We start from the raw sequence: 20559 nt of genomic DNA, 5'->3' as shown, positions 1-20559 counted from the left end.
GAACTCACACCTTCTGCGTCGCCGCAAGAAAGCGTGATCCCCTGTCCTATGGAGCTACTACCGGTCACCGACCGGAAAGCAAACCGTTGGCAGGCGGATCCTGCCGCGTCCTGATGTTGACAAGCGCGACTGAAGCTTGAAGATTTCTGGACGTAAGCACTTGTCTGGAGGGGTTTATGGCAATGCGCGCGGCTCGTGGTCTATCGATTCTTTTCCTTCTCTTTTTCGCCTGGAGCGGTGTCGCGCAAGCGGCCGAAGCCCGGCGGGTGGTGACATCGGATAATTCCGACTATTTTGGTTTCGATCTCAGATCCGACCAGAATGTCAGCCTCGATCAGTGCAAGACCACCTGCCTCGGCGACCCGGCCTGCCGTGCCTTCACCTACAACCTCAAGGCCAAATGGTGCTTCCTTAAATCCGATTACAACTCGTTGAAACCCTTCGGCGGCGCCGTCGCCGGCAAGGTCGTCAACATCGATGGCGATCCCGACATCGGCGCGCCACCCGAACTCGCCTTCTTCCCCAACTGGATGGCCGACCAGGCCCAGCAATACCGCAACAAGCTCACCGGCCCGACCTACACCAAGCCGACAGAGGGGCTGACGGCGCTGAGGGCCGCCGCCGAACAGTCGGCGCTGACGGGCGATCATCGCTCGGCCATGCACAAATACGAAGCGGCGGTTTCGGTGCTGCCGGACGATGGCCAGCTCTGGCTCGAGCTGGCGCGCGAAACCCTTGCCGTCCATCCGACCGCCAACAGTTCGGAGCCGTCGACCCTACCGGCGAACGCCACTTCCGCCGCCTTCAACGCCTACAAATTGCTGCGCACCACCAAGACGCGCGCCGACGTGCTGGCGCTGCTCGGCGACGGCCTTGACCGCCGCGACCTCTACAGGCCGGCCCTGCAGGCCTACGAGGCGAGCCTCGCTTTGGTCAATTCGCCGGCGGTCAGGGCCGCCTATCAGGATCTCAAGGCCCGCAAGGGCTTCCGCGTCATCGATCATACCGTCGATGCCGACACCAGCGCGCCGCGTATCTGCGCGCAGTTCTCCGAGGAGTTGGTCAAGACCGGCGTCGATTATTCCCAGTTCGTCACCGTCGACAACGCCGCTCCCAAGGGCGTCGAAGCCAAGGACAAGCAGATCTGCGTCGAAGGGCTCGAGCACGGCCAGCATTATGACGTGACCTTCCGCGCCGGCCTGCCGGCCGCCATTGGCGAGGTCACCGCGGCACCGGTGGTACTGTCGATCTACGTGCAGGACCGCGCGCCTTCGGCCCGCTTCACCGGCGACAGCTTCGTGCTGCCCGCCGGCGCACGCCGCGGCATACCGGTCGTCACCGTCAACATGAATGCCGCCGAAATGAAGCTCTTCCGCATCGGCGACCGCTCGCTGGCCCAGCTTCTGTCGGGGTATCAGTTCCTGCGCCAACTTGACGGCTACGACATTTCGAACATCTCCGAACAGATGGGCGAGCCGGTCTGGCAAGGCCAGCTCGACATCGCCAACGACCTCAACAAGGAAGTCACCACCTCCTTCCCCATCGACGAGGCGTTGCCGAAGCGCAAGCCCGGCGTCTATGTGCTGACCGCACAAGCCGTCAACGATCGCAGCGACGACTATGATTCGCACGCCACGCAATGGTTCGTCGTCTCCGACATCGGCCTGTCGACCTATACCGGACAGGATGGGCTGAACGTCTTTGCCCGTTCGCTCGCAACCGCCAAGCCGATTGCCCACGCCGAGCTGACGCTGCTGGCCAGGAACAACGAGATCCTTGGCACCGCGACCACCGACGCGGAAGGGCGGGCGGTGTTCAATCCCGGCCTGACGCGCGGCGACAGCGGCATGGCACCGGCGGTGCTGATGGCCAAGCAGGGCGACGACGACTTCGTCTTCCTCGATATGGGCCGCGCCGGGTTCGACCTGTCCGACCGCGGCGTCGCCGGACGTGCGGCGCCGGGCGCGCTCGACGTCTATGCCTGGACCGAGCGCGGCATCTACCGCGCCGGCGAGGACGTCCACGTCTCGGCTCTTGCCCGCGACAGTGCCGCCAAGGCGGTCGAGAACCTGCCGCTCACCTTCATCTTCTCGCGGCCCGACGGCGTCGAGGACCGCCGCATCGTCAGCGACGGAGCATCGGCCGGCGGCCACGCCGTCGACCTGCCGCTGGAACCCAACGCCATGCGCGGCACCTGGACAGTGGCGATCCACACCGATCCCAAGCAGGCGGCGGTTGCCAGCCAGATGTTCCTGGTCGAGGACTTCGTCCCGGATCGCATCGAGTTCGACCTGTCCGCCGACAAGCAGGAGATCGCCCAGGGCGAGACCGCCAACATCACCGTCGACGGCCGCTTTCTCTATGGCGCGCCGGCCGCGGGCCTCGCGCTCGAAGGCGAATTGACGCTGTCGACCGCCCGCGACTGGGACCGCTTCAAAGGCTATTCCTTCGGTCTGGCCGACGAACAGTCGGCCGAACCAACGGTGACGCCCTTCACCGGCCTGCCGGTGGTCGGCGACGACGGCAAGGCGACCTTCCCGGTTTCCGTCGATCAATTGCCATCCACCACCAAGCTGGTCGATGCCAAGGTCACGGTCCGGTTGCGCGAGACCGGCGGCCGTGCGATCGAGCGCTCGCTGAATATCGGCATCCGCCCGCAGGGCCACATGATCGGCATCCGCCCCGATTTCGACGGCGACGAGGTGCCGCAAGGCGGCACGGCCAAGTTCAGCCTGATCGCCGTCGACCCCGACGGCAAGCGTGAGGCGCTCAAGGGTGCGCAGTGGTCGCTGGTCAAGGTCGAGCGCAGCTACCAGTGGTACCGCTCGAGCAATTCCTGGAACTATGAGCCGGTCATCTTCACCAAGGCGGTGGCCAACGGCCAGGTCGACCTGAGCGCCGATGGCGAGGCTACCATGTCGCTGCCGGTCGACTGGGGCCGCTACCGGCTCGATATCGAGACAGCCGATCCGGAAGGCCCGGCGACCAGCTATGAGTTCGACGCCGGCTGGTATGTCAGCTCGACGACCACCGAAACGCCTGACGGGCTCGAGATAGCGCTCGACAAGGACACCTATGCGGCGGGCGAAGTAGCCAAGCTCAAAGTGTCGCCGCACTTTGCCGGCGAATTGCTCGTCACCATCGGCGCCGACAAGCTCTTGAGGACGGTCACCGCCAGCGTGCCGGCCGGCGGCAGCACCGTCGACATCCCGGTCGGCGACGATTGGGGTGCCGGCGCCTACGTCACGGCAACGCTGTTCAGGCCGGGCGATGCGCAAGAGACGCGCATGCCGGCGCGCGCCATCGGCGTCAAATGGCTGAAGCTCGATCCCGGCTCGCGGAAGCTTGCCGTCAGCTTGGCGCCGCCGGACAAGACCATGCCGCGCCAGCAGCTGTCGATCCCGGTCGCCGTCGCCGGCGTGCAGCCCGGCACCAACGCCTATGTCATGGTCGCGGCCGTCGACGTCGGCATCCTCAACCTGACCAACTACAAGGTACCGGATCCGGAGAACTGGTTCTTCGGCCAGCGCATGCTCGGTCTCGAGGTTCGCGACATCTATGGCCGGCTGATCGACGGCTCGCTGGGCACGACCGGCAAGCTGCGCACTGGCGGCGATGGCGCCAACATGCAGTCGCAAGGCAGTCCGCCGACCGAAAAGCTGGTCGCCTTCTTCTCCGGCCCGGTCCAGCTCGACGCCGACGGCAAGGCGCGGATCGACTTCGACATACCACAGTTCAACGGCACCGTGCGCGTCATGGCCGTCGCCTGGACCAAGGAAGCGGTCGGCCATGCCCAGTCAGACGTCATCGTGCGCGATCCGGTGGTGATCACCGCCGGCCTGCCGCGCTTCCTGGCGCCCGGCGATTCCGCCGTCATGCGGCTCGACGTCGCCGACACCGATGGCCCCGCTGGCGACTACAAGCTGACCATCGACACGACGGGCGACCTGTCTACCGGCAGTGCCGCCTTGCCTGAAAAGCTGACGCTGGCCAAAGGCAAGCGGCAGACACTGACCGTGCCGTTGATTGCGCAGACCGCGGGCAACGCCTCGATCACCATCAAGCTTGCGCATGCCGATGGCACCGCCGTCGAGCAGACGCTCTATGTGCCGGTGCGCCCGGCGCAACTGCCGGTGACCACCCGCATGGTCGTCGACCTCAAGGGCAATGGCGGCGCGCTGCGCGTCGACAAGGAACTGTTGGCGGCAAGCCTGCTCGATGGCGCTTCGGTGAGCGTCGGCGTTTCGCAGTCAGCTGCCTTCGATGTGCCGTCGCTGCTGATGACGCTCGACCGCTATCCCTATGGTTGCGCTGAGCAGACCACCAGCCGTGCCATGCCGCTTCTATACGTCAACGAGATGGCTTCCGGCATCGGCATGGCCAGCGACCCCGATCTGCATGGCCGCGTCCAGGACGCCATCTACAAGGTGCTGAGCTACCAGGCCTCGGCCGGCAGCTTCGGTCTGTGGGGTCCGGGTTCCGGCGATCTGTGGCTCGACGCCTATGTCACCGATTTCCTGACCCGGGCGCGCGAGCAGAAATACGACGTGCCGGCCCTGGCGATGAACCAAGCGCTGAGCAATCTGCAGAACGCGATCGGCTACGACCAGGACGTCCAGGATCGCGGCAGTGAGATCGCTTATGCGCTCTATGTGCTTGCCCGCAACAAGAAGGCCTCGGTCGGCGATCTGCGTTATTACGCCGACACCCAGCTCGAAGCCTTTACCAGCCCGATGGCCGTCGCCCAACTGGCGGCCTCTCTCGCGCTCTACGGTGACACGCAGCGCTCGGAGGCAACCTTCCAGGCCGCGTTGCAACTGGCCAAGTCGACGCCGGAATATGACTATTACCGGTCCGACTATGGCTCGCCGCTGCGTGACGGTGCGGCGATCCTGGCGCTTGCCGCGGAAAGCAAGCCGGTGCCGACCATCGTGCCGGCGCTGATCCAGCTGGTGACCAGGGAACGCGCCGACGCCAGGTGGACCAGCACCCAGGACGAGTCCTGGATGCTGCTGGCGGCCCGCGCGCTGAAGGCCGGCAATGATTCGATCGCGCTGACCGTCAACGGCGCACCGCATGCCGGCGGCTATTCGGACCAGATCGCCGGTGGCGAACTGGCCGACAGTCCGCTGACCATCGTCAACACCGGCAGAAATCCGCTGCAGGCGGTCGTCACCACCGTGGCCTCGCCGATCCAGCCTCTGCCGGCCGGCGGCAACGGCTTTACCATCAGCCGTACCTACTACAAGCTCGACGGCACAGAGGCCAACGTGACGGAGGTCAAGCAGAACGAACGCTATGTCGTCGTGCTCAAGGTTTACGAGCAGAACACCTGGCCTTCGCGGCTGCTGATCACCGACCTGTTGCCGGCCGGCTTCGAGATCGACAATCCGGGCCTGGTCTCCAGCGCCCAATTGACGAACTTCTCCTGGCTGGCGCAGACCGATGCTGCCCATCTCGAATTCCGCAACGACCGTTTCGTCGCGGCCTTCAATCCGAACGACGGCGACGGCGACCGCAACATCACGCTCGCCTACGTCGTGCGCGCGGTGACGCCGGGCATCTACGCCCACCCGGCGGCAACGATCGAGGACATGTACCGGCCGCAATATTCGGCCCGCACCGCCACCGGCATGATGGAGGTCAAGGCGCCGTAACGATGGAGAGGGACGCAGACCGGTTGACTGCAGGTAACGACGTGATGCCGCGCCGCCCCTCACCCTTACCCTCTCCCCGTGAAGGACGGGGAGAGGGGGTCGCCAGCGTTGCGGCCATTCACCTTCTCCCCGTCCTCCACGGGGAGAAGGTGCCGGCAGGCGGATGAGGGCGGCGCCGTGCTCTCCAAAAGATTCCTCCGCCGAGCGGCCATTGCGGGCATTTCCTTCGCCGCAATCACCGCTGTCGCCCTCTGGCAGCTCGACCGCGCTTTTCCGCCGCCGCTGCCGGCTGCGCTGACGGTCTCGACCGAGGTGCAGGACCGTGACGGCCAGCTGTTGCGGGCCTTCGCCACGCCGGATGGCTATTGGCGGCTTGCGACCAACCTGGACCAGGTCGACAACCAGTTCGTCGACATGCTGGTCACCTATGAGGACAAGCGCTTCTGGGATCATCAAGGCGTCGACGTGCTGGCACTGGCGCGTGCGGCCGGACAGTTCGCGACCAGCGGCCATATCGTCTCCGGTGGTTCGACGCTCTCGATGCAGCTCGCCCGGCTGATCGAACCGCGCGACAGCCGCAGCCTCGGCTCGAAGATCAAACAGATGCTGCGCGCCGTCCAGATAGAACGGCGGCTGTCCAAGCGCGAGATCCTCGAACGCTACCTGACGCTGGCGCCCTATGGCGGCAATCTCGAAGGCGTGCGCGCCGCTTCGCTCGCCTATTTCGGCAAGGAGCCGAAGCGGCTGACGGTCTCTGAGGCGGCCCTGCTCGTCGCTTTGCCGCAATTGCCGGAAAAGCGACGCCCTGACCGCAACCTCGAAGTCGCTCATGCCGCCCGCGACCGCGTGCTGACCCGCATGGTGTCGGCAGGCCTGCTCGGCGAACGCGAGGCCGCGCGAGCCGCGCTCGACGATGTGTCGGGGCTGCGGCGGACCTTGCCGGCGCTCGCTGCTCATGCTGCCTATGCAATGCTGCCCAAGGCCATTCCCGGCCAGAAGCTGCAACTAACGATCCGCAAGAGTGTCCAGGAAGGGCTGGAGCAGGTGGCCAAGGATGCCGCCGCCAAGCTCGGCCCTCGCCTCTCGGTGGCCATGGTGCTGGCCGATGCCCGCACCGGCGATATTCTTGGCGAGGTCGGCTCTGCCGATTTCTTCGATGCCAGCCGTTCGGGCTGGATCGACATGACCAAGGTCGTTCGCTCGCCTGGCTCGACGCTGAAGCCGTTCATCTACGGCCTCGCCTTCGAGCAAGGCCTGGTGGCGCAGGAGATGCTGATTGAGGACAGCCCGGCCGATTTCTCCGGTTACCGGCCGAAGAACTTCGACATGGGCTATCAGGGCGATGTCAGCATCAGGCAGGCGCTGCAATTGTCGCTCAACGTGCCGGCGATCCGCGTGCTCGACGCGGTCGGCCCGGCCCGGCTGATGGCGCGCTTTCGCCAGGCAGGCGTGATGCCGATACTGCCCGTCAACGAAGCGCCTGGCCTGGCGATCGGCCTCGGTGGCGTCGGAGTGACGCTGCGCGACCTCGTCCAACTCTATGCCGGCCTTGCCAATGGCGGCAAGGCACACACGCTGCATGACGGCACGGAGCCGGCGAACACCGAACGCTCGACCACCACCATCCTCGATGGTCAGGCGAATTGGCAGATCACGGACATCCTGTCGGGCGTCAAGCCGCCCCAGGGTGCCGCCCAACGCGGCATCGCCTACAAGACCGGCACCTCCTACGGCTATCGCGACGCCTGGTCGGTCGGCTTCGACGGCCGTTATGTGCTCGGCGTCTGGGTCGGCCGCCCCGATGCCGGCGCGGTGCCCGGTCTGTCCGGCTATGTCTCGGCCGCGCCCATTCTGTTCGAAGGCTTTGTCCGTTCCAGCCTAGCCGCCGTGCCGCTGCCAAGCCAACCGTCCGGCGTCCGCCGGCCAAAGCGTGAAGAATTGCCGGTGACGCTGACGCGCTTCGGCGCCGGCGTCGACGGGTTGGTGCAGGCGACGCCGACCGAACCTGCACCAACCATCGTCTTTCCGCCTGACGGCGCCCGTGTCGATCTCGGCACTTCCTCGGCCGACGCCTCGCCGCTGGTGCTCAAGCTGCAAGGCGGCCGCGCACCGTTCCGCTGGCTGGCCAACGGCAAGCCGCTGGTCGGCATCGACCGGCGGCGCACCGCGACCTGGCAGCCGGACGGCGCCGGCTATTCCACCCTGACCGTAATCGATGCGGCGGGGCGCGCGGCCAGTGTGAAGGTTTTTGTCGAGTGAAAGTTTCCCTTGAATAGTTTCCGGCAGGTGATTCAGCGGATTGGGTTTTACGCCTTGCTTTCGGCCGCCGGTATTTCCTCGGCCTCTGCTGACGCCCTCCCCGCCGGCTTTGTTCGGCTGGCCGACATCGATCCCGGTATCCGGCAGGATATCCGCTATGCCGGCCTCGAAAACTTCCTGCATCGCAAGGTAAGCGGTTACGATGCGCCGGTATGCGTCCTCACCAGCCAAGCGGCGCAAGCGCTTTCCGCAGTGCAGAAAGCGATTGCTGCCGGAGGGCTGACGCTGGTCGTGTTCGACTGCTACCGCCCTGCGCGTGCTGTCTCCGACATGGGTGACTGGACAAAAACGAGCGGACCACCGGACCCGCAATGGTACCCAAAGGTCAAGCGCAAGGATCTCATCGCCAAGGGCTATATCGGCGAACTGTCCACCCATTCGCGCGGATCGACGGTCGATGTCGCCATCACGCGAGCGGACCGCAAGAGCGCTCCGAAACCGGCCTGCGGCGCGACCGATGCCGACACGCTGGATTTCGGCACCGGTTTCGACTGTTTCGATCCGACGAGCGAAACGGCTCACCGACCGATCGCCAGTGAAGCGGCGGCAAACCGCAAAAAACTTGTCGAGGCGATGCGCGCCGGCGGCTTCAAGAATTACGCACGCGAATGGTGGCACTTCACGCTGGAAAACGAGCCGTTTCCAAGAGAGCGCTTCAACTTTCCCGTCACCGCCGAATAGTCCGCCAAAACCTCGTTCGGACGCGACGCCGCCATTGCCGAAGAGCTAGCCGTCTCTAGATAATCGCGTCGGGAGCGCAGGTCCCGTGCAAGGGAAAATAGTTCCTCCCATCGCCGAAAGTAGGCGAAAAATTGCTTCAATAGGCCAAAAAAGGCAACATTGAATGCATCTAAATTCTATCAATTCGGTAGATTTGGCGCGAGTTCAACGGAGGCGGAAATGACCAAACCTCATTTCAGGAAACTGCTCGGCGCACTGGTCGCCACATCGGTCCAGTTCGGCACGCTCGGTTTCGCGTTTGCCGACACCACCATTCTCAACGTGTCCTATGACCCGACGCGTGAGCTCTACAAGCAATTCGATGAGGCCTTTGTCGCCCACTGGAAGGCCGAGACAGGCGAGACGGTGACCATCCAGCAGTCGCATGGCGGATCCGGCGCCCAGGCGCGCGCCGTGATCGACGGGCTCGACGCCGACGTGGTGACGCTGGCGCTCGAAGGCGATATCAACGCCATTGTCTCGAAAACGAAGAAGATCAATCCCGACTGGCGGACGAAATTCGAAAACAATTCGGCGCCTTACACCTCGACCATCATCTTCCTCGTCCGCAAGGGAAACCCCAAGGGCATTCATGATTGGGGCGATCTGGTCAAGGATGACGTCCAGGTGATCACGCCCAATCCGAAGACCTCCGGCGGCGCGCGCTGGAATTATCTTGCCGCCTGGGCCTATGCCAGCGCCAAGGATGGCGGCGACGAGGCCAAGACCAAGGGATTCGTTGGCAATCTCTATGCGCATGTCCCGGTTCTCGACACCGGTGCGCGCGGCGCCACCGTGACCTTTGCGCAAAAAGGGCTAGGCGACGTGCTGCTCGCCTGGGAAAACGAGGCCTATCTGGCGCTCGACGAGTTCGGCGCTGACAATTTCGATATCGTCTACCCGCCGACCTCGATCCTGGCCGAGCCGCCGGTCGCAGTGGTCGACGCCAATGTCGACGCCAAAGGCACACGCAAAGTTGCCGAAGCCTATCTGAGCTACCTCTATTCCAAGGAAGGCCAGACGATCATCGCCAAGAACCATTATCGCCCTTCGAAGCCCGACCTGGTGCCGGCGGAGGACCTGGCCAAGCAGCCTGAGATCAAGCTGGTCACCATCGACGACCCACTTTTTGGCGGCTGGAAGAAGGCACAGCCTTATCATTTCGGCGACGGTGGTATATTCGACCAGATCTATAAGCCGGCCCAGTAGCATTTAGATCAGGACGACATGACCACAGCACCCGCCAAGGCGGGGTGGCGGTTCAGGCAGCCGAGCGTCATTCCGGGTTTCGGATTGACGCTCGGCTTCTCGCTTGCCTACCTCACCCTCATCATCCTCATTCCCCTGTCCGGGTTGATCTGGCGCTCGGCGGCGCTCGGCTGGACCGACTTCTGGGCGATCGTCACCGACCGCCGCACCATCAACGCGCTTGAAATCAGCTTCGGCACCGCCTTCATTGCCGCCGCCGTCAACGTCGTCTTCGGCACGATCGTCGCCTGGGTGCTGGTGCGCTACAGCTTTCCCGGCCGCCGCATCGTCGATGCCATGGTCGACCTGCCCTTTGCGCTGCCGACGGCGGTTGCCGGCATCGCGCTGACCACGCTTTACGCACCGAACGGCTGGATCGGCAGCCTGCTGACGCCGCTCGGCATCAAAGTCGCTTATACGCCACTCGGCATTGTCATTGCGCTGATCTTCATCGGGCTGCCCTTCGTCGTGCGCACCGTGCAGCCGATCATGGAGGAGATCGACAAGGAGGTCGAGGAAGTGGCCGCAACGCTCGGCGCCAATCGCTTCCAGATCATCAGCCGCGTCCTGCTTCCCGGACTGGCGCCGGCCATCGTCACCGGTTTCGCGCTGGCCTTCGCGCGCGGCGTCGGCGAGTACGGCTCAGTCATCTTCATCGCCGGCAACCTGCCCTATAAATCCGAGATCGCACCGCTTCTGATTGTCATCAGGCTCGAGGAATATAATTACGCTGCGGCGACAGCGATCGCGGCGATCATGCTGGCGCTGTCCTTCGTGATGCTGCTGGTCATCAACCTGGTGCAGACGTGGAGCCGCAAGCGCTATGGCTGACCCGGAGATCAAATCCTACGCGCCGCACCACGAAAGCCAGTCGCCGGCGGTGACCGAAAGCCGCACGGCGAGAACCGTGCTGATGATCGGGACCTTTGCCTTCCTCGGCATTTTCCTGCTCTTGCCGCTGATCATCGTCTTCAAGGAAGCTTTCGCCAAAGGCATCGAGGCCTACACACAGGCGCTGTCGGAACCGGATACGCGCTCGGCGATCCGCCTGACGCTTCTGGTCGCGGCGATCTCGGTGCCGCTCAACGTCGTCTTCGGCATTTCCGCCGCCTGGGCGATTGCCAAGTTCGAGTTCAAGGGCAAGGCGTTCCTGACCACGCTGATCGACCTGCCGTTTTCGGTCTCCCCGGTCATTTCCGGCCTGGTCTATGTACTCCTCTTCGGCGCGCAAGGCCTGCTCGGTACCTGGCTCAAGGCGCATGGCATCGTCATCCTGTTTGCCGTGCCGGGCATCGTGCTGGCCACCATCTTCGTCACCTTCCCCTTCGTCGCCCGCGAATTGATCCCGCTGATGCAGGAGCAGGGCAATGGCGACGAGGAGGCGGCCCTGTCGCTCGGCGCCAATGGCTGGCAGGCGTTCTGGTACGTGACGTTGCCTAACGTCAAATGGGGATTGCTCTACGGCGTACTGTTGTGCAATGCCCGCGCCATGGGTGAGTTCGGCGCGGTCTCGGTGGTGTCCGGCCACATACGCGGGTTGACCAACACCATGCCGCTGCATGTCGAAATCCTTTATAACGAGTACAATGCCGCCGCCGCCTTTGCCGTCGCTTCGCTGCTTGCCGGCCTGGCGCTCGTCACACTGGTCTTGAAAACACTTCTCGAGATGCGCTACGGCGCCGAGATCGCCGCGACGCGCGGACACTGACAAAATGCATGTCGCCCAAAAGTGGGAACCGGTTTTGGGATAACGACATGCATCAACTACAAAAGGGATTTGTATGGAAGTTCGCGTTGCCAACGTGCGCAAGGAGTTTGAGCGGTTTCCGGCCCTTCACGACGTTTCGCTCGACATCAAGTCGGGTGAGTTGATCGCGTTGCTGGGGCCATCCGGTTCCGGCAAGACGACGCTGCTCAGGCTGATTGCCGGGTTGGAGCGGCCGACCCGCGGAAAGATCTTCTTCGGCGAAGAGGATGCCTCGCAAAAGTCGATCCAGGAGCGCAATGTCGGCTTCGTCTTTCAGCATTACGCGCTGTTTCGCCATATGACGGTCGCCGACAATATCGGCTTCGGACTCAAGGTCCGGCACGGGCCGTCACGCCCGTCGGCGAAGGAAATCCGCCGCCGCGCCTCGGAACTCCTCAACCTCGTTCAGCTTTCCGGTCTGGAAAAACGCTATCCGGCGCAGCTTTCGGGCGGCCAGCGCCAGCGCGTGGCGCTGGCCCGCGCCATGGCGATCGAACCGGCCGTGCTTTTGCTCGACGAGCCGTTCGGCGCGCTCGATGCCCAGGTGCGCCGCGAACTGCGCCGCTGGCTGCGCGACATCCACGACGCCACCGGCCACACCACGGTCTTCGTCACCCATGACCAGGAAGAGGCGCTGGAGCTTGCCGACCGCGTCGTGGTGATGAGCCAGGGCCGCATCGAGCAGGTTGGCACCGCCGACGAGATCTACGACACGCCGAACTCGCCCTTCGTCTATGGCTTCATCGGCGAATCGAGCTCGATCCCGGTCAAGGTCGAGGACGGCCAGGTCTGGATCGCCGACCGGCCGATCGGGCTTTCCGCGCCGCACGCACCGCAAGGTGAAGCGACGCTGTTCTTCCGCCCGCACGACGTCGATCTGGTGGAAGAATGCAACGGCTGCATCGCCGGCACGGTTGTCGCCAGCCGCCGCGTCGCCGGCACCAGGCGGGTCGAGCTCGAAATCGGCGGCGAACGCCAGCGGGTCGAGATCGAGTTGCCAGTCGACCATCCGGCGGCGCAGAAAAGCCGGGTGGCTTTCAGGCCGCGGCGCTGGAAGCTTTTTCCGGCTGCTTGATCCTCTTTTAGGCGCTACACCAGCCAGTTCTCGACCTTCAGGCCTTTGATCCGGTTGAACTCGCCGGTGTTGGCGGTCACCAGGGTAGTTCCCAGTGCATAGGCGTGGGCAGCAATAAAAAGGTCGTTTTGGCCGATGGTCTGGCCCCTGCCTTCCAGCTCTGCGCGAATCGCGCCGTACTCGGCATCTACCGGCACATCGAGCGGCAAGACAGGAATCTCAGCCAGCAATTCCTCGACCTTCTTGAGCAACTTGGCCGACTCTTTCCTGGCGCAGCCATATCGCAGTTCCGAGGCGACCACGATGCTGGTACACACGGCGGCGTCTCCCACGCGCAGGGCGGCGGCGGCGGCTTTCCCGGCCGGATTTCGGATCATGTCGCTGATAATGTTCGTGTCCAGCATGAACCGCATCAAAAAAATTCCTCGGATTTGACAGGCATATCCTCGACTTCGGGAAAGTCCTCCTCGGAACCGGGGGGCGGCTCTTTCGCCCATTGCGCGAGCAGCGCCGTGAGGCCGGGTTTGCGAGCCGGCTCGATGATCAGGCGGTCGCCTTCACGACTGATCAAGACCTTTTCGCCGGGAAGTTCGAACTCGACAGGAATGCGCACCGCCTGACTGCGATTGTTACGAAACAGCTTCGCCTCTTTCGGCGGGGTTGTTGAATGGCGGCGTTGAGGCATGACGATAGCTCCTTGTATATACCATTTGTATATGCCAGACCGCGCGGCGATGCAATCGCCATCGCGTTGGCCGGCCGGGAACCATCGTGCACGCCGACGGCATCGGCACCGCTGCCAAGCTGCCCGGAAGACTCTGCCTGAAAGAAAAAACTAGAAATCCTCCACAGCGGGAATATTTCTTCTATCGACAACGTGGAGCGGCCGCTCTGCCTGCCTCGTCGCGCACAATGCCTTGCCGCTATAGTCCGGCAATAAGCGCACGCATTGGAGCCTTGTTTTCATGAAGCGATTTTTGCTTGGCGTCGCCACATTGGCCGGCCTGTTCCTCGCATCCTCCCAAGCCTGGTCGGCCGACAAATTGCTGAACGCTTCTTACGATGTCGGCCGCGAGCTGTTTGCGCAGGTCAACAAGGCGTTCGTCGCCGGCCACCCAGGCGTCACCATCGATCAGTCGCATGCCGGGACGTCTGCGCAGGCACGTGCCATCGCCGAGGGCCTCGGCGCCGATGTGGTCACCTTCAACCAGGTCCTCGACATCGACTTCCTGGTCAGGAAGGGTCTCATCTCCGCGGATTGGCAGAAAGATTTTCCCGACAACGCCTCGCCCTTCTATTCGCTGCCCTCCTTCCTGGTGCGCGCCGGCAATCCGAAGCACATCAAGGATTGGAACGATCTCGTGCGCGACGACGTCCAGGTGATCTTCCCCAATCCGAAAACCTCCGGCAATGCCCGGTACACCTACCTTGCGGCCACCGCCTACGCCAAGGAAGCCTTCAAGGGCGACGACGCCAAGGTGAAGGAATTCGTCACCAAGCTGTTCAACAACGTACCGATCTTCGACAGCGGCGGACGCGCCGCGACCACCACTTTCGTGCAGCGCGAGATCGGCGACGTGCTGATCACCTTTGAGTCGGAAACGCGCGGCGTCCGCAAGGAGTATGGCGAGGACAAATTCGAGCAGGTGACGCCCTCGGTCAGCCTTTTGGCCGAGTTTCCGGTGGCGATCGTCGACACGATCGCCGACGAGCATGGCACGCGCGACCTCGCCAAGACCTATCTCGACTTCCTTTATACGCTGGAGGGCCAGGACATCGCCGCCCGCAACGGCCTGCGGACCCGCGACGCGACGGTCGCCGCCAAGTACAAGGCTGAGTTTCCCGATGTCCGCCTATTGACGGTGGAGGATGTCTTCGGCGGCTGGGCCAAGGTCCAGGCCGAGCATTTCGCCGCTGGCGGCCTGCTCGACCAGACTTACGGCAGCCGCTGACGTCTGCAACCTCGTGAACTGATTGAAAGCGGGCGTTTGCCGGCTTTCTTCATTTGCTCGCCGAAAACGTGGCCTCCGCCCGTTCCGGACGCCCGCCCTCCAAAACGTTACGAAGAATCAACGCGTTTGCGCGCAATATGTCTTCGGGCGGCCTGTCTGCGCGAACGGCATCGCACGGCCAAACCGTCATTATTTGCACACAAACAGCCGCCAGATGCGGGTGGTTGGGGCTTAATGGGTTGACTCGGGCATGCTTACCAAAAAAGGCAAATACGGCCTCAAGGCTCTCGTGCATCTGTCCGGCCTGCCGGTCGGCCAGCTCGCATTCGTCAACGACATTGCGGTCGCCAACAACATCCCCAAGAAATTCCTGGATGCCATCCTGGGCGAGTTGCGCAATGCCGGCTTCGTCCAGAGCCGCAAGGGCAAGGAAGGCGGTTACCGCCTCGCCCGTCCCGCTTCCGAAATCAAGATCGGCCATGTCGTGCGTGTCCTCGACGGGCCGCTGGCGCCGATCCCTTGCGCCAGCCGCACACAATACCAGCGCTGCGAGGATTGCGACGAGGCGACCTGCCAGGTCCGGCACATGATGCTGGAGGTGCGTCAGGCGATCGCAGAGGTGCTGGACAACCGCAGCCTCGCCGCCATGCGCGACGCCGACAATGACGATTTCCCGGTCGAGCTGACGTCGCAGATTTAAATCTAGCATCAGGCCGGGCGCTTCACCGCCCCTAGCGGCGAGCGTGCCACTACCGGCGTCGACTGGATGATCGCCGTATTGGTCATCGCATGGGGAATGATCCGGTCGATCACCCGCTCGAGCTCGGCGACCGAGCCGACATGCGCCAGCGCGATGAAACAGTCTTCGCCGGTGACCCGGTCGCATTGGGCGATTTCCGGCAGGTCGCGGATGATTTCGGCCACGACGGCGAGTTGCCCCGGCACCGGCCTGATGCGCAGCCATGCCGACAGCTTCATGCCGAGCGCGGCCGGATTAATCCGCACCGTATAGGCCTCGATCACGCCGCTTTCCTGCAGCCGCTTGATGCGCTCGGCGACGCTCGGCGCCGACAGGCCGACTGAGCGCGCCAGTTCGGCAATACTGGTGCGCGCATCCTCCTCCAGCAGGCGCAGGATTTTTAGATCCGCCGGATCCAGATCGGTATTTTCATTTCGAAGGCGTTTCAGCGGAATACTCCTTGCTTTCGAAAAGGGAATAGCCGCAATGCCCGGCCATCATCCATATCAACGGCAAAAATCGCCTGCGATACTGACCCCATGGAAGATCGGACGCAAGCCCCAGCAGCAAGTCCGGCACTCGCCGGCCCGGCTTTTACCTTGGCAAGCTCGGTGCCGCCCCATCTGTGGTTCGGCGTCAGCGCCGTGTTCCACTATCTCGGCCCCGCTTTCGCAGTCCTGCTTTTCTCGCATGTCGGCGTGCTCGGCATGGCGTGGCTGCGCATCGCCACCGCGGCACTGGTTTTTGCCCCGCTGACCCGACCATGGGCGGTCTTCGCCCGCGCCGATCGCTCGACGCGGTTGTTGCTTGTGGGTTTCGGCGTCTGCCTTGGGGTGATGAATTGCTCGTTTTACCTGGCGCTCGACCGGCTGCCGATCTCGCTGGTAGCGGCGATCGAATTCGTCGGCACCATCGGCGTCGCGCTTGTCGGCCTCAGAAGCCCGCGCAATCTCGCCGCCCTTGCAATCGCCGTCGCCGGCACCTTGCTGCTCATCGACGTCAAATGGTCGAGCGATCCTGTCGGCCTGTTCTGGGCCTTCCTCAATGGCGCGCTGTTCGTCTTCTATATCGTGCTCGGCCACCGCGTCGCGCGCGCCGACGCTGGCGATGGCATCGCCGGGCTGGGTGCCGCCATGGCGGTCGCCCTTCTCGTCGTTCTGCCGATCGGTCTTGCCGATGCGCTGCCGGCGTTCTCGACGCCGCCGCTGCTGCTTGCGGCGGTCGGTGTCGGCATCTGCTCGTCGGTCATTCCCTATATTTGCGACCAGCTTGCCATGTCGCGGCTGCCGCGCTCCAGTTTCGCGCTGATGCTGTCATTGCTTCCGGTTACCGCGACGTTTATCGGCGTCATCGTGCTGCGGCAGGTGCCGAGCCTCACTGACTGCCTCGGCATCGCGCTGGTGGTGGCCGGCGTCGCCCTTCACAAACCGGCGCTGGCGCCCGCCTGATCAGGCCAACTTCTCCTTGAGGAAAGCGATCGTCCGCCCCCAGGCGAGGTCAGCCGCCTTCTTGTCGTAACGGGCCGCCGATGTGTCGTTGTTGAAGGCATGGTTGGCGCCTTCATAGACATAGACCGAATATTCGATATGGGCCGCGTCGAGTTCCTTCTTGAAGGCGTCGATGCCGGCATTGGTGCGGGTGTCGAGCCCGGCATAATGCAGCATGAGCGGCGCCTTGATCTTCGGCACGTCCTCGGCCTTCGGCTGCATGCCGTAATAGGCAACGGCGGCTGCAAGATCCGGCGCGTTGACGGCCAGCATGTTCACCGTGCCGCCGCCCCAGCAGAAGCCGACGGCGCCGACCTTGCCGTTGCCGTCCTTGTGGCCTTTGAGGTAGGCGACCGTTGCGACGGCATTGGTGGCGACCTGTGCTGGATCGAGCTGGGAAAACAGGTCACGTGCCCTGTTTTCATCGGCCGGCGTGCCGCCGAGCGGTGTCATGAAGTCCGGGGCAAGCGCCACGAACCCCTCCAGCGCCACGCGCCGCGCCACGTCGCGAATATGCGGGTTGAGCCCCCGGTTTTCGTGCACGACGATGACCGTGCCCAGCTTGCCGGCCTGACCCGCCGGCTTGACCAGATAACCCTTCATCTCGCCGCCGCTGCCTGTATAGCTGATGTCCTCGCCTTTCACGCGCGGATCGTTTTCCGCGACGATTGCCGCCTGGGCCGAATTCGCCGCCAGCAGCGGCGCGATCGCGGCCGCTGCCGCACCCGACCCGGCAAGCCTGGTCAACTGCTCCATGAAGCGCCGCCGGTCGAGCGTCAGATGCGTGTATTCATCATAGGCATCGATCATCGCCTGGGTAATGACAGGCTTGGCGGGGCCGGCAGGTGTTGTCATGGCGCGCTCCTAGGTCTTCGGCCCCCGGCAGCAACATAGGGTCGAAGCCTGGCTGGTCCAGTCACGGCTGAGTGAGGGCTGCCATAAGTCTCTGTACGATGGCCTTGATGCCGCGTTGGTCCAGCAGGCCGAGACAGCCGCCGGCCCACAGCTGACCAACGAGGTACTTGCATCGGTACCCGACCTGAAAGGGCATCTCGGGCTCTGAGGAACTTCTCTATTTCGGCAGCGTATAGGCCATCACATAATCGCCCGGCTTGGTGCCGACCGAGCCGTGGCCGCCGGCAACGATGACGACGAACTGGCGTCCGTCGGCTACCGTGTAGGTCATCGGTGTCGACTGCCCGCCGGCAGGCAGCCGCGCCTGCCAGAGCTGTTTGCCGGTCGTCAGGTCATAAGCGCGCACATAGTCGTCGACCGCCGCACCGAGAAAGGCGACGCCGCCGGCAGTGATCATCGGCCCGCCAATGCCCGGCACGCCGACCTTGAACGGCAGCGGCAGCGGCGTCATGTCGTAGACGGTGCCGTTGCGATGCTTGTAGACGATCTTGCCGGTCCGAAGGTCGGCGCCGGCCACATAGCCCCACGGAGGCGCCTGGCAGGGAATGCCGAGCGGCGACAGGAATGGCTTCAATATCACTGCGTAAGGCGCACCGTCATTGCGGTTCAGGCCTTGTTCGCTGCCCTTGGTATCGCCCGGCGGCGGCACGTCGGCGCGCGGCACCAATTTGGAGATGAACGCCAGGTATGTCGGCATGCCGAACATCACCTGCCGGACCGGATCGACTGCCACGCCGCCCCAGTTGAAGGTGCCGAAATTGCCAGGATAGATCAGCGAGCCTTGCAGCGACGGCGGCGTATAGCGGCCCTCATACCGCAGCTTCCGAAGCTCGATCCGGCAGGCCAGCTGGTCGAACATGGTGATGCCCCACATATCCGCGCCGGTCAGTGGCTTCGGACTGAAGCTGAGGTCCGAGACCGGCTGCGTCGGCGAGGTATGGTCGCCTTCGATCGCGCCGCCCGGCGCCGGCACTTCCTTGACCGGAACGATCGGCTCGCCGCTGCGCCGGTCGAGCACATAGAGGTCGCCCTGCTTGGTCGGCCCGACCAGCGCCGGCACCACACCACTGGCCGTGGTTATGTCGACCAGCGTCGGCTGCGCCGGCACGTCCATGTCCCAGAGATCGTGATGCACGGTCTGCCGCACCCAGCGCAATTGTCCGGTGTTGAGATCGAGCGCGGTGATCGAGGAAGAGAATTTCTCGTCATTGGCGCTGCGTCCGGCGCCGAGCTGATCCGGCGTCTTGTTGCCGAGCGGCACATAGAGCAGGCCGAGCTTCTCGTCGGCGCTCGCCGTCGACCACATATTGGGCGAGTTGTTGGTGTAGGTCTGGCCCGGCGGCAGCGGCGTCGTCTGGTCCGGATTGCCGGAATCCCAATTCCATAACAGCGCGCCGGTGTCGGCATCGTAGGCACGGATGACCCCGGACGGCTCCTGCGTCGAATAATTGTCGTTGACCGCGCCGCCGACGATGATCTTGTTGGCGACGATCAGCGGCGCGGAAGTCGAATAGTAATAGCCCGGCTTCGGATATGGCATGTTGGCGAGCAGGTTCAGCGTGCCGCCCTCGGCAAATGTCGGACAGACCTGGCCATTCGCCGCGTCGAGCGCGATCAGCCGGGCGTCCGATGTCGGCAGATAGATGCGCGTGGCGCAGGGCTGGCCGGCGGCGATCTTGGCATCGGCATAGTAAGCCACGCCGCGGCAGGTCTGGTGCTGGCGGTCCTTGTTGAGCTTGACCTGCGGATCGAAACGCCATTTCTCCTTGCCGCTCGCGGCATCGATGGCGATGGCGAAATTATGCGGCGTGCAGATGTAGAGCGTGTCGGCGATTTTCAGCGGCGTCACCTGATAGGTCGTCTCGCCGATGTCGTCGGGCCCTTTCACGTCGCCGGTGCGATAGGTCCAGGCCGGCTGCAGATTGGCAACGTTTTCGGGGGTGATCTGGTCGAGCGGCGAATAGCGCTGGCCATATTGCGTGCGACCGTAATAGTGCCATTCGCCGGCCGGCACATTGCCGCCGAGTTCGGCCGTCGGCGTCACCTTGTCGGTGTTGAGTTGGCCGGCAATATCCTTTGGGTCCGTCGTCATCGAATAACCGGCGACGCCGAGCGATGCCAGCACCGCGAGGATCAGCGGCGCTCGTCCGTCGGGACCGGTAAGCCCGCGCCGCGCCCATGGCGTCAATAGCCACAGCGCGACAAGCACGATGATGCCGCCGCGCGGGCCGAGCTCCCACCAGTCGAAGCCGGTTTCCCAGACAGCCCAGGCGAGCGTGCCGAGCACGATCGCCGCGTAGAGCCACAGCGCCGTGGATCTGCGCCTGTAGAGCAGCCAGGCAGCGATCAGGAAAGCTATGCCGGCGATGACGTAATACCAGCTGCCGCCCAGCGTCACGAGCCAGATGCCGCCGCCGCCAAGCGCCAGGCCGATGAGGAAAAGGATCAGGGAGGTGATGACCACAGCCAAGACGGTGCTCCTTCGACTGGTGCGCTCCGCGACGCGTCCATGGGCAACCCCGCATTGCGTGCCTGCCCCCACGCAACTTTCTCCGGCCCGCTTCCCCTGTCAAGCAAGCTCGGCGTTTTACGGCGTCGACCCACGGCAAGCTCGGCGTTTTGGTTAGCGGACCCATTCAGATTGTGAGTCTACCGACTGGACAGAGAACAAAACGGAGACACTTCTGGCCTTTCGCTGCC

At 63.9% G+C, this 20559-nt stretch carries 15 protein-coding genes; 10 read left to right on the top strand and 5 right to left on the bottom strand.

Features of this window, described 5'->3' with window-relative positions:
- Positions 1-176: 176 nt before the first annotated feature.
- From NKJ93_RS15195 to NKJ93_RS15165, 7 genes are all read left to right on the top strand, one after another.
- The gene (locus NKJ93_RS15195; protein ID WP_352589945.1) at positions 177-5657 is read left to right on the top strand and encodes an alpha-2-macroglobulin family protein; all 5481 of its coding nucleotides are present in this window, start codon (positions 177-179) and stop codon (positions 5655-5657) included.
- Between the two features lie 177 nt (positions 5658-5834).
- Positions 5835-7916, top strand: coding sequence for a penicillin-binding protein 1C (pbpC, locus tag NKJ93_RS15190; protein WP_023720877.1), 2082 nt, complete (start codon positions 5835-5837; stop codon positions 7914-7916).
- A gap of 27 nt (positions 7917-7943) precedes the next feature.
- Positions 7944-8657, top strand: coding sequence for a M15 family metallopeptidase (locus NKJ93_RS15185; protein WP_036245347.1), 714 nt, complete (start codon positions 7944-7946; stop codon positions 8655-8657).
- Positions 8658-8876: 219 nt separating this feature from the next.
- Positions 8877-9905, top strand: coding sequence for a sulfate ABC transporter substrate-binding protein (locus tag NKJ93_RS15180; RefSeq protein WP_023720879.1), 1029 nt, complete (start codon positions 8877-8879; stop codon positions 9903-9905).
- Between the two features lie 18 nt (positions 9906-9923).
- Positions 9924-10775, top strand: coding sequence for a sulfate ABC transporter permease subunit CysT (gene cysT, locus NKJ93_RS15175; protein WP_023720880.1), 852 nt, complete (start codon positions 9924-9926; stop codon positions 10773-10775).
- Positions 10768-11652, top strand: coding sequence for a sulfate ABC transporter permease subunit CysW (gene cysW / locus NKJ93_RS15170; protein WP_352589942.1), 885 nt, complete (start codon positions 10768-10770; stop codon positions 11650-11652). The genes cysT and cysW overlap by 8 nt, the downstream gene beginning before the upstream one ends.
- A 73-nt stretch (positions 11653-11725) precedes the next feature.
- A complete protein-coding gene (locus tag NKJ93_RS15165; protein WP_352482922.1) occupies positions 11726-12766 on the top strand; it encodes a sulfate/molybdate ABC transporter ATP-binding protein in 1041 nt (346 codons plus the stop codon).
- 14 nt (positions 12767-12780) lie between these two features.
- On the opposite strand, the gene NKJ93_RS15160 is transcribed toward NKJ93_RS15165, so the two are convergent.
- Positions 12781-13179 (bottom strand): type II toxin-antitoxin system VapC family toxin, encoded by a 399-nt coding sequence (locus tag NKJ93_RS15160; RefSeq protein WP_023721147.1) that lies wholly within the window; start codon positions 13177-13179, stop codon positions 12781-12783.
- Positions 13179-13451 carry an antitoxin gene (locus NKJ93_RS15155; protein ID WP_352589939.1) on the bottom strand — a complete coding sequence of 91 codons (273 nt, stop codon included), beginning with the start codon at positions 13449-13451 and terminating at the stop codon, positions 13179-13181. The genes NKJ93_RS15160 and NKJ93_RS15155 overlap by 1 nt, the downstream gene beginning before the upstream one ends.
- A gap of 280 nt (positions 13452-13731) precedes the next feature.
- On the opposite strand from NKJ93_RS15155, the gene NKJ93_RS15150 reads away from it, so the two are divergent.
- Together NKJ93_RS15150 and NKJ93_RS15145 are read left to right on the top strand one after the other, a co-directional pair.
- Positions 13732-14718, top strand: a complete 987-nt coding sequence (locus NKJ93_RS15150) for a sulfate ABC transporter substrate-binding protein (RefSeq protein ID WP_023721149.1) — start codon at positions 13732-13734, stop codon at positions 14716-14718.
- 250 nt (positions 14719-14968) lie between these two features.
- Positions 14969-15418: an RrF2 family transcriptional regulator gene (locus NKJ93_RS15145; RefSeq protein ID WP_006202816.1), complete on the top strand. Its 450-nt coding sequence runs from the start codon at positions 14969-14971 to the stop codon at positions 15416-15418.
- Positions 15419-15426: 8 nt separating this feature from the next.
- Here the strand turns inward: NKJ93_RS15145 and NKJ93_RS15140 are convergent, their stop codons facing one another.
- A complete protein-coding gene (locus NKJ93_RS15140; RefSeq protein WP_352483074.1) occupies positions 15427-15906 on the bottom strand; it encodes an Lrp/AsnC family transcriptional regulator in 480 nt (159 codons plus the stop codon).
- Between the two features lie 90 nt (positions 15907-15996).
- Between NKJ93_RS15140 and NKJ93_RS15135 the strand changes: the two genes are divergently transcribed.
- On the top strand, positions 15997-16905 hold the full coding sequence (locus NKJ93_RS15135) for an EamA family transporter (RefSeq protein ID WP_352482917.1): 909 nt from the start codon (positions 15997-15999) through the stop codon (positions 16903-16905).
- On the opposite strand, the gene NKJ93_RS15130 is transcribed toward NKJ93_RS15135, so the two are convergent.
- Together NKJ93_RS15130 and NKJ93_RS15125 are read right to left on the bottom strand one after the other, a co-directional pair.
- The gene (locus tag NKJ93_RS15130; RefSeq protein WP_352589936.1) at positions 16906-17799 is read right to left on the bottom strand and encodes a dienelactone hydrolase family protein; all 894 of its coding nucleotides are present in this window, start codon (positions 17797-17799) and stop codon (positions 16906-16908) included.
- 217 nt (positions 17800-18016) lie between these two features.
- Complete coding sequence (locus tag NKJ93_RS15125; RefSeq protein ID WP_352495137.1) at positions 18017-20329, bottom strand: glucose/quinate/shikimate family membrane-bound PQQ-dependent dehydrogenase; 2313 nt, start codon at positions 20327-20329, stop codon at positions 18017-18019.
- Between the last annotated feature and the right edge of the window lie 230 nt (positions 20330-20559).

The organism is Mesorhizobium sp. M0028 (genome assembly GCF_040323855.1).
GTDB lineage: Bacteria > Pseudomonadota > Alphaproteobacteria > Rhizobiales > Rhizobiaceae > Mesorhizobium.
This window is presented reverse-complemented; position numbering and strand designations above follow the sequence as displayed.